The organism is Bacillus sp. FSL K6-3431, assembly GCF_038002605.1.
In the GTDB taxonomy this organism is placed as follows: domain Bacteria; phylum Bacillota; class Bacilli; order Bacillales; family Bacillaceae_C; genus Lederbergia.
Genome location: NZ_JBBOCT010000001.1, coordinates 5,482,588 through 5,493,154, shown reverse-complemented (window position 1 = coordinate 5,493,154; position 10,567 = coordinate 5,482,588). Strand labels below are relative to the sequence as shown.

Below are 10,567 nucleotides of genomic sequence, written 5' to 3'. Positions count from 1 at the left end.
AGCCATCTGTGGGAAAACAAAAAAGCGGAATTTCCAAATTATCCAGCTGGTTCTATGGGGCCAGATGCAGCAGATCAGTTACTGGAAAAAGATGGTTTCTTCTGGTGGCCTGTCACAAATGGTGATGTAGAAGAATAATAAATTCACGCTCGTATAGCGACAGCGTATGGAATGAGCCATCTGTGGGAAAACAAAAAAGCGGAATTTCCAAATTATCCAGCTGGTTCTATGGGGCCAGATGCAGCAGATCAGTTACTGGAAAAAGATGGTTTCTTCTGGTGGCCTGTCACAAATGGTGATGTAGAAGAATAATAAATTCACGCTCGTATAGCGACAGCGTATGGAATGAGCCCATTTCGCTAAAGATAAGGGACACACTAAAGGATGCAAGAAGGATATCCATGTCTAGGGAGGGGGGGCATGGATTTCTCTTCATTCTCTTTTAATCGCAAGAAGGGCCAGTAACCCTCTAAAAACCCCCACAAATAAGTTTCACTTTATGGGGGTTAATAGAATATAGTATCGCGGAGGTGTAATAGCCGTGCAAAATTCCAATGTGGATGATTATTTACAAAATGGCATATATGGTACTAAACAGACAAAGCCTGATGAACGACGTAAATTCCTTGGTACTATTAGGGAAAGAATTGTTATTGCCTTAACGAAAAGCCAAGTGATGGAGCAAGGTGTATATCCGGAAGTCGAAGCATTAATGGACGAAAATCCAAATGCCACGCTACTATTGAATGGTGACCTTGATTACTCTTTTTTATCAGATTACATTTACTGCGCACGTAAAAAAGATATTCCTTTTTCTATTGTAGCAAATCAAGAGAGTAAGACAAGTATTGGACTTGTCTTAACTTATAATAACGCAATTAATAAAGATGAAATTTATATTACAAAGAAAAAAACCGAAGAAATAATTAAAAAAAAACAACCACGGAAAAACCTAATTTCACGAATCGCTAACTTTCTAAAAAAATGATGGTTACATTTTTTTCTTTTTTTGAACTGGGTTAACATCTATCCCTCTTTGAACACTGGAATCACCATATTTACTTTTAATGCTCGCAATCGCCTTGTAAAGAGGCTCTTTTCGAGCTTCTTTTTCATAGGAAAATAAATCCAACTGTTCGTAGGCGCTGTCCTCCTCAATCAGATCCTGTCCTGTAATCCCCAACAGACGCACTGCATCACCATTCCAGTTTTCATTAAATAATGTTATAGCAGCTAGTAATATATCCTCCGCTTTATTGATTGGATTAATAAACTTCCTACTTCTCGAAATAGTTCTGCGATCTTTATAGCGGATCGTAACTGAGACATTACTCGTCAGATAATTTTTTCGTTTCAAACGCTTAGAAACACTTTCTGAAAGACCTTCCAAGATCACTGTAAGCTCTGATTGATTTGTTATATCACGGGGTAAAGTGATCGAGCTGCCAATGCTTTTGTTTTCTTCAGCGGCTGCAGGATCAACAGGCCGTGTATCATTGCCGTTCGCTCGCTCTTTTAATTTAATTCCCCGTATACCTAGAACTGATTTTAATTGCTGTTCATTTATTTGAATTAAATCCCCGATCGTATGAACCTGAATGCCCGCCAACTTTTCCGCCGTTTTTTCACCAACACCATGCATTTCCAGAATTGGGAGTGGCCAAATCACATGCGGTAAATCCCTTTTTCGTAAAATTGTGATACCTAATGGCTTTTTCATATCAGAAGCCATTTTAGCCAAAAATTTATTTGGAGCAATCCCTATACTGCATGGCAAATCAAGCTTGCGTAATAAACTTTGCTGAATGGCTAAAGCAATATCCATTGGTGTTCCAAGTTCATGACAATCAGTAATATCTAAATATCCTTCATCGATCGATACCGGCTCTACCCACTCCGTAACTTGCCGCAATTCCTCAAAAATGGCCTGTGACACTTCACGATAGCGATCAAGATTTGGCTTTTTAACGATCAGTTGTGAACATAGCTTTTTCGCTTCCCAAAGCGGCATTGTCGTTTTTACGCCATACTGACGAGCCTCATAGCTACACGTAACAACAATACCCCTGCGTTTTTCAACATCCCCAGCTATTGCAAGTGGCTTTCCTTTCAGTGAAGGATCATACGCCATCTCCACAGAGGCAAAGAAACTGTTCATATCAACATGCAGTATGACACGGCCTTTTTTAGGATAGAAAGACCTCGCCTTCATTCATATCACCTTCACTGAAATTTAATCTAAAGATAAAAACCTTTCTCTTTTAATAATACAAAAAAACTCCCTGCAAAGATAGGAGAACGGGTTGAAGCTTGGATTTCCATCTAAATTTATCTTAAAAAATCGAAGCTACTTATAAAGTTGCTCCGAGTAATCCTTCTTATTAAAACTTTCACTTTTGCGTGTAGGTTCCGCTTATTTTTGGATATATTTTTTTCCCATCCTCGGTTATAAAATTCTTTTCTATACAGATAAATTAGCCCTGTCCTTTTAATATTTACGGTCTGGTAAAGCATCAATCGCATCTTGACCAACGAATACATCTTCTTCTGTTTTGATCCATTTTTCTACTACCTTACCTGCTTTAAAATCTAAAATTGCTTGTTTTAATTGAGGTCCAAGTAGTGGATTACACTCAACAACAGCATTCATTTTTCCATCAGCAATTGCTTCAAAAACTTCTTTAATACCATCAACTGAGATAATAAAGATATCTTCACTTGGCTTTAATCCGGCTTCTTCAATTGCTTGTATTGCGCCAAGAGCCATATCGTCATTATGGGCATAAACTACATCGATATTTTCTGCATCAGTCTGAAGAAATGCTTCCATTACTTCTTTTCCTTGTGCACGGGTGAAATCCCCTGTTTGTGATTTAATGATTTTGAATCCAGATGCAGCTTCCAATCCTTGTTCAAAACCTGTTTTACGGTCATTTGCGGCACTAGCACCTACAGTACCTTGTAGTTCTACGATATTTACTTCTTTATCTGCCCCAAAATGTTCAATAACAATTTTCGCGGCATTTTCACCTTCCAATATAAAATCTGAACCAATGAATGATGTATATAGATCCTCCGATTCTTTACTCACTCCACGATCAAGTAAAAATACGGGAATATCCGCATCTTTCGCCTCTTGGAGAACTGTTTCCCAACCAGATTCAACAACAGGTGCTAAAGCAATCGCATCTACCTTTTGGGCAATGAATGAACGAAGAGCCTTGATTTGATTGTCTTGTTTTTGTTGAGCATCGGAAAACTTTAATTCAAACTGCGCATCATTACCAAATGTTTCTTTTACAGATTCTGTTTCGGCTGTCCGCCACCCACTCTCTGCCCCAATTTGTGAAAATCCAACAACGATAGGCTCATCAGATGATTCCTTTTCTCCGGCATTCTTATTTTCGTTTCCTCCACTGTTTGATGTGCTACAGCCGATTAATAACGCAGCTAAAAGAATAAACATTACAACGAACCTAGATACATTCAACGCTTTTTTCATTTCATTGCCCCTCCCAATGATTTTTATATGTGGTACTACACATCCTATATTATCAATATGAGTTTAGACTGTATTTAGATAAATCGGATTATTCTTACGATATTCGGAATCATCTTTTCGTTATTGTTCATTTACTGAGATTCGTATTCACTTTTTTATTCCCTTTGCGAAAGGCCCACTTTTTCCCTTGTCTCATTACAATAACTCTTTGGAGTACAATAAATACAAATAACAGAAAACCTATCACAATTTTCGTCCACCATGAACTTAAACTTCCTTGGAACATAATCATCGTTTGAATGATACCCATGCAGAGTACTCCAAGGGTAGGTCCAATGATATAACCAAACCCTCCAGTTAGTAAAATTCCACCAATTACACAAGCAGCTATTGCGTCCATTTCCGCACCCAATAAATGCAGGGAATAACCTGATAGCATATAAAATGTAAATACAATGCCTCCTAGGGCCGCACAGAAACTGGAAAGGGAATATACTAAAATAGTTACACTTTTAACAGGTAGACCCATTAATACCGCCGATTTTTCACTTCCACCTATTGCGTAAACCGCTCTCCCGAATCGAGAATATTTGCCAATAAATATTGCAGCAATAACAACGATAATCGCAATTACTACGCTAACAGATATATACGCATCTCCCAAAACATAAAATTTATGTTTTGATATTTGATTGTACACTTTATTTGTAATAACAATGCTTTCTGTACTGATCAAGTAACTACTGCCTCTTGCAAAAAACATACCTGCTAACGTCACGATCCAAGGGTGGAGCCTGAATCGATAAATGAGATATCCCTGTAATGAACCGAAAATGATGCCAATGACTAAACAAATCATCATTACAACATACGGATTCATACCTTGTTGTAGTAAACTAGCTGAGATCATACTAATTAGCGCTATCACTGAAGCTATAGATAAATCGATCCCTCCAGTAATAATTACAAAGGCCAAACCAGTAGCCACAATCATGATATGTGCATTATCAATAAAAAAGTTAAAAAATACTTGCACAGATAAAAATCCTCTAAACTGAAATGCACCAATCGTATAGAGCAAGATTAGTAGACTTAATGTTGCGATAATAATGATGTTATTTTGATCTAATTTGAAATTGGAGAATGGGTTTTTAAATTTAAAATTCACAGCTCCACCGCCTTTTTACGATTACTTTTCACTACAGCTGCTTTGCGGAATTGGAACATGGCCCTAAATTGTTCAGATTGCATTAAACAGACGATAATTACTACGATTGCTTTAATAACCATAATTGTTTGCGGAGGAATACCCGTAGAATATATTGTTGTCGATATCGTTTGAATAAACAATGCACCAACAACGGTTCCTACTAAATAAAAGCGACCACCGCGCATTGAGGTCCCGCCGATTACTACCGCTAAAATAGCATCTAATTCAATCCATAAGCCAGCATTGTTTGCATCTGCACTATTAAGATTGGAACTAATTATTAACCCTGCAATCGCAGCACATAAACTGCAAATCCCATAAACGATAAAATAAATTAACTTTGGTTGAATACCTGCAAATTCACTCGCTCTTTTATTTGCACCAACAGCTTCAAGAAACAATCCAAGCGACGTTCTTTTCTTTAAGTAGATTAAAATAGCTAGAATGAAGATAGCTATAAATAAAGGAACCGGAAAGCCTAAAAAATAACCTTTTCCAATAATTGCGTAAACTTCATTATTAGTAGTCGTGACTTGCCCATTCGTTATTAATTGTGCTATCCCTCGACCAATTGTCATAAGTATCAATGTTCCCACCATCGGTTGAATATCAAAAATCGCAACTAATGCCCCATTCCACAAACCGCAAACTAATCCGATAAGTAATGCAAAAATAATTGCGACAAATACAGAAAAATAGTCTAACATATAAATAGCTGACGCACCCGCTATTGCAAGCACCGCTCCCACGGAAATATCAATTCCCTCTTTAGCAATTACTAAAGTCATACCTAAAGCAATAATAATAAGGGGAGTTCCACGATTGAGAATATCGATAAGACTTCCATAAAATCGACCATTTTTAATTTCAATGAAAAAAAAGCCTGGTATTGCAAAGAAGTTAATGACAAGAATAATAGCCAATGCAAGGATGGGCCAAATAATAGGATCCTTAAAAATATTTATCGTTCTCCGTTTGATATTCATGCCGATGCCGGCCCTTCCGCTATCATATCCATGATATTTTTTTCCGTCATACTTTCACCGGAGACTACGCCAATTTGCTGTCGATCTCGTAATACAGTAATTCGATCACACATTTCCACCATTTCTACTAACTCAGCTGATATTATCAAGATCGCTATCCCTTCATTCGCTAAATCCATAATTAGCTTCCTAATCTCTGATTTAGAACCTACATCAATTCCACGAGTCGGTTCGTCTAAGATTAATAATTTAGGATTTGTAGCCAACCATCTCGATAAAATAACTTTTTGTTGATTACCACCACTTAAATTGTCGATCCTTTCTTCCATATTAGGAGTTTTAATTCTTAGTAAATCAATATATTTTTGAGCAATCTTTTTTTGCTCCTTCATTGAAATATAAGTGAAAAATCCTTTACTAGCCTGTTTCGCTAAAATTATATTCTCACGAATGCTTAACTCACCCACTACACCTTCAACCTTACGATCCTCTGGACAGAAACCAATCCCTTTTTTAATCGCCTTCTTTGGTAGCATCGATTGGAATGATTCACTAGCAATTTCCATTGATCCATGATCAGACTTATCTATTCCAAAAATTAATTTTGCTGTTTCGGAACGACCAGAACCTAAAAGTCCAGCCAATCCGATAATCTCCCCCTTTCGAATTGTCAAATCCATTGATTCTATTGATCCTTTACGACCTAAGTCATTTGTTTTCAGGAAAATTCCTTGTTCATTTATATTGTTCGCTTTTACATTTGTATAGTTTTGATCAACTATGTCCCGACCAATCATTTTGGATACCAATAGTTTCCTTGGCAATTCCTGAATAGGGTACTCACCAATTAATTCCCCATTACGGAGCACAGTGATGGTGTCAGAAATGCCATATACCTGATCTAGAAAATGAGAGACAAATATAATTCCTAGGCCCTCACTTTTCAGTTTTCTCATTACTGCAAACAATTGGGCCACTTCATTGTTATCTAAACTAGATGTAGGTTCATCGAGTATTAATACACCACTGGAGATATCAACAGCTCTAGCTATTGCAACCATCTGTTGAATCGCAATAGAATAAAAAGATAATTGCTTTCTCACATCGATATTTAAATTTAACCGCTTTAGGAGCAGTGATGATCGCTCATAAATGGCGCCCCAATTAATACGCCCCTTTTTCAATATTTCTCTACCTATATATATATTCTCAGCCACAGATAAATTGGGGCACAAATTAACTTCTTGATAAACTGTGCTAACTCCTAATTTTTGAGCCTCTTGAGGGGTTTTCGGCTCAATACGTGAACCATTTAAGTCTATTCTCCCTTCATCTGCTCCATATACACCTGTTAATACTTTGATGAGCGTTGACTTTCCCGCACCGTTTTCACCCATCAACGTATGTATTTCCCCACGCTTTAAAGTGAAGTTCACATTATTCAAAGCCTGCACACCAGGAAATGCTTTACTAATACCTTGTGCAGTTAAAACTATCTCTTCCTGCATGTCTGACACACCCCTTTATCTTTTTATGATGACTTTTAAAGTAATAGTTTTATTTTAAGTAACATTGACGAGTAAGTATTTAGAATAAAAAGATTTTTTTTGCACTTTTCGGCAAGAGTAAATACTTACTAAAAATCGTTTTATCAACAAAATTGTGTTACATATGCAAAAAACAAAAAAGACCATCCTATTGGACGGTCTTAGTTACAATATTTTTCAAGCCTATGTAAGAAAACTACAAATTCCCAAAACATAAAGCAACTCTTAATATTCTCGTTTAGGCATATTTTTCTGCGCAGATTCTTGAGTAAAAACCCCTTCTGAAGTAATGAATTTCAGGGGAATGTCTTTTCCAATCATAATGTCTTTCACAGCCTTCATAATTTGGGGACCTAAAAGTGGATTACATTCCACAGCTAAATTTAACTTTCCCGCACTCAAAGCTCGAAACGCATCTTTTGTTGCATCTATTGATATAGTAATAATATCCTCACCTGGTTTTAAACCATATTTCTCAATTGCTTTTATAGCCCCTAGGGCCATATCATCATTATGCGCATACACTACGTCGATATCGGATCCGTATTTCTGCAACGATTTCTCCATCAATTTTCTTCCTGCATCAAATGTAAAGTCACCTTTAAGAGTTTCGATAATCTTAAAATCGACATGCTGTTCAAGTACCTCAATAAAACCTTGATTTCGACCTACTGCAGGCGCCGATTGTTCCGTTCCCTGGATTTCAATTACCTTTTTCTGTTCACCTTTATGAGTGCTTACTAACCATCTAGCCGCACGTCTACCTTCTTCCTCAAAATCGGATCCGATATACGCAGTCCATAAAGAGTCATCTTCTACACGAATTTCCCGATCAGATAAAATGACAGGGATCCCCGCTTGTTTCGCTTCTTTAAGTATGTCATCCCAGCCAGTTTCCACTTTCGGCGACAATGCGATGACATCCACACCTTGTTTAATAAATGAGCGAATAAATTCAATTTGTTTGTCTTGATCCTGATCTGCGTTTTCATATTTCAAATTTATCCCCGCTTCATTGGCAGCTGTAATAACCGATTTTGTATGCGCTAAACGCCAATTACTTTCATTTCCTACTTGAATAAATCCAAGCGTAATTTCTTCTTTTAAGTTTTCGATATTGAACTTTTCATATTTTCTTTCCCGCTGCTCTTCCAAATATTCATTCACATTATCTTTAGTAATTTTTTTACTTTTTAATATTATTTTCTTCGGGATACCTATCTCCTTTTTTAATATATCCAAAGCATATTGTACCGCTTCCTTTCCACCAGTAGGACTATTAATGGTCCCAGTAATTGCCCCTGTTCGGATCATTTGCAAACCACTGTTTTCTGCATTTACAGCATCGATGCCAATGATCTGTACATCTTTGAGCTGAAGTTTTTTTAATGCACGATAAGCTCCAACTGCCATCGCATCGTTATGCGCGAAAACTAAATCGGGTTGATTTCCATTTTCAAGTAACTTTAATAGTTTATCTTCTGCTTCATCCCTCTGCCAATTAGCATAAATAGTATTTGTCAGTTTTAGATTGGGGTGGGAGGACATGATTTGCAGAAGGCCTTCCTTTCTTTCAATGACGGTAGGTGATTCTCTATCGCCTTGAATTTCTATAATTGCCCCTTCAGTCTTCCCTATTAATTGATCGACATAGTCTCCAAGCTTTTTCCCTATTAACTCATGATCAGAACCTATATATAACGTATAATCATAGCCGGTGACACCTCTCCCTAAAACAATAACAGGAATTTTTTTATAAGCTTCAGTTATTGTTGGCGTAAGTGTAGCTGCATCATCCACGGAAACAATTAAAAGATCAATGCCATAATCTAATAATTTCTCAATGTCTAATTTTTGTTGATAGCTATTCTGGGCAGAATCTGTAAAAATGACATGCAATTCTTCATATTTACTAGCCTCAGATTTAATCTCCTCATTCATTTCAATACGCCAAGGTTCGTTTAAGTTTGGTTGAGTTATACCAATCAAAAATGGAATTTCATCATCATTATTATTAAAATTTTGCTTCGTTACAAAGAATATGAGCAGTGATATAAGTGCTATACAAATGAATATTGTAGCAAAGGGAATAAATCTACGGACTATTTTCATATTCGATTACCTTTCCGATAATGTAACGGTGATGATCCTGTTACCTTTTTAAAGGCATTGCTAAAATAATGCTGACTGTTATATCCCACTTTTTCTGCGACCTCATAAATCATTGCTGAAGGATCATTCATAAGCATAGCAGCTTTTTTAATTCGCACTTCAGATAAGTAATCAATAAACGATAATCCTAATTCCTTCTTTAATTGTTTACTAAGATAAGTTGGACTGATTTTCACTTCATTGGCTACGATCTTTAAAGACAGCCTTGGTTGATGATATTGTTGATCTATATATTTTTTTGCAAGTGCAACAATAGGTGATATTTGAGATTGTTTGTTTACATTTGCAACTAATTCGCTATAAATACCCTTAAATTCTATTACACTCTCTATTAACTTTTTTTGACTGCTAATAACAAGTTTTTCGAGCAAAGATTCAATTCGTTCCTTTACTTGCCCCATCATTTGGATATCTCTTAATTGATCGTTATTTTCAATAACAACAATGATTAAACCACTTCCATCAGAAAAGACCAATTTAAATGGAAGAGCTGCAAGTGTTTCTTCAATAATATTTCTAGCTGAAAACTCCAATAGACCTTTGTCCCAAACCCTACTTGTTTTCCCTAAATCAATATTATCCACAATTCGATAAGCCATCATCCATGTGCTTTTTGGTAATTTAATAGTGAAATGCTTTAAATTCTCGATTACTTCTTCTTCTGTTTTTGAACCTTGAATCCAGTTTCTCAAAAAACTATCACGTAAAGACATGGAATGGCGCTTTACTTGATTTTCCGTCCAATTGTTTCGTTCTTCGAATTCCTGATTTTTTCTTAATCTATCAATTGCTTTTCCAACAACTTCTTCTAGTTCACCTTTCACTACAGGCTTAAGAAGATAATCAAACACATTTAACTTTATAGACTTCTGGGCATATGAAAATTCATCATGTCCTGTAATGATAATAATAATGCAATCCATAATCTGCTCTTTCAGTTTAGCTACCAGCTCTAATCCATCCATAAAAGGCATGTTAATATCAACGAATAGCATGTCTGGCTGCAAATCCGTTGCCATCTCTAATGCAGATAGTCCGTCTTCCGCTTCACCTACCACTTCAATATTCCATTCTTTCCACGGAATAATATTCTTGAGCCCCCGCCTTATTCGTGCTTCATCATCAGCAATGACCAACTTCCACATCTGAA

At 36.5% G+C, this 10,567-nt stretch carries 8 protein-coding genes and 1 pseudogene; 2 read left to right on the top strand and 7 right to left on the bottom strand.

Annotated features, from left to right (window positions below; genetic code table 11):
• Positions 1 to 171: 171 nt before the first annotated feature.
• A pseudogene (locus MHB53_RS26165) lies at positions 172 to 312 on the top strand (hypothetical protein); the annotation flags it as partial.
• Positions 313 to 541: 229 nt separating this feature from the next.
• Positions 542 to 988, top strand: coding sequence for a YueI family protein (locus MHB53_RS26160; RefSeq protein ID WP_340924369.1), 447 nt, complete (start codon positions 542 to 544; stop codon positions 986 to 988).
• A gap of 3 nt (positions 989 to 991) precedes the next feature.
• On the opposite strand, the gene MHB53_RS26155 is transcribed toward MHB53_RS26160, so the two are convergent.
• The 7 genes from MHB53_RS26155 to MHB53_RS26125 all read right to left on the bottom strand — a co-directional run bounded on the left by MHB53_RS26155 (position 992) and on the right by MHB53_RS26125 (position 10,562).
• A complete protein-coding gene (locus MHB53_RS26155) occupies positions 992 to 2,212 on the bottom strand; it encodes a DNA polymerase IV (RefSeq protein WP_340924366.1) in 1,221 nt (406 codons plus the stop codon).
• 276 nt (positions 2,213 to 2,488) lie between these two features.
• The gene (locus MHB53_RS26150) at positions 2,489 to 3,502 is read right to left on the bottom strand and encodes an ABC transporter substrate-binding protein (RefSeq protein WP_340924363.1); all 1,014 of its coding nucleotides are present in this window, start codon (positions 3,500 to 3,502) and stop codon (positions 2,489 to 2,491) included.
• A 127-nt stretch (positions 3,503 to 3,629) separates the two neighbouring features.
• Complete coding sequence (gene yjfF, locus MHB53_RS26145) at positions 3,630 to 4,670, bottom strand: galactofuranose ABC transporter, permease protein YjfF (RefSeq protein WP_340924360.1); 1,041 nt, start codon at positions 4,668 to 4,670, stop codon at positions 3,630 to 3,632.
• On the bottom strand, positions 4,667 to 5,698 hold the full coding sequence (locus tag MHB53_RS26140; protein ID WP_340924358.1) for an ABC transporter permease: 1,032 nt from the start codon (positions 5,696 to 5,698) through the stop codon (positions 4,667 to 4,669). The genes yjfF and MHB53_RS26140 overlap by 4 nt, the downstream gene beginning before the upstream one ends.
• On the bottom strand, positions 5,695 to 7,206 hold the full coding sequence (locus MHB53_RS26135; RefSeq protein WP_340924356.1) for a sugar ABC transporter ATP-binding protein: 1,512 nt from the start codon (positions 7,204 to 7,206) through the stop codon (positions 5,695 to 5,697). Before MHB53_RS26135 ends, MHB53_RS26140 begins: the two co-directional genes overlap by 4 nt.
• Positions 7,207 to 7,470: 264 nt before the next feature.
• A complete protein-coding gene (locus MHB53_RS26130) occupies positions 7,471 to 9,357 on the bottom strand; it encodes a substrate-binding domain-containing protein (RefSeq protein WP_340924354.1) in 1,887 nt (628 codons plus the stop codon).
• Entirely contained in the window at positions 9,354 to 10,562 is a 1,209-nt protein-coding gene (locus tag MHB53_RS26125) for a response regulator transcription factor (RefSeq protein ID WP_340924350.1), read from the bottom strand. Before MHB53_RS26125 ends, MHB53_RS26130 begins: the two co-directional genes overlap by 4 nt.
• Positions 10,563 to 10,567 lie beyond the last annotated feature (5 nt).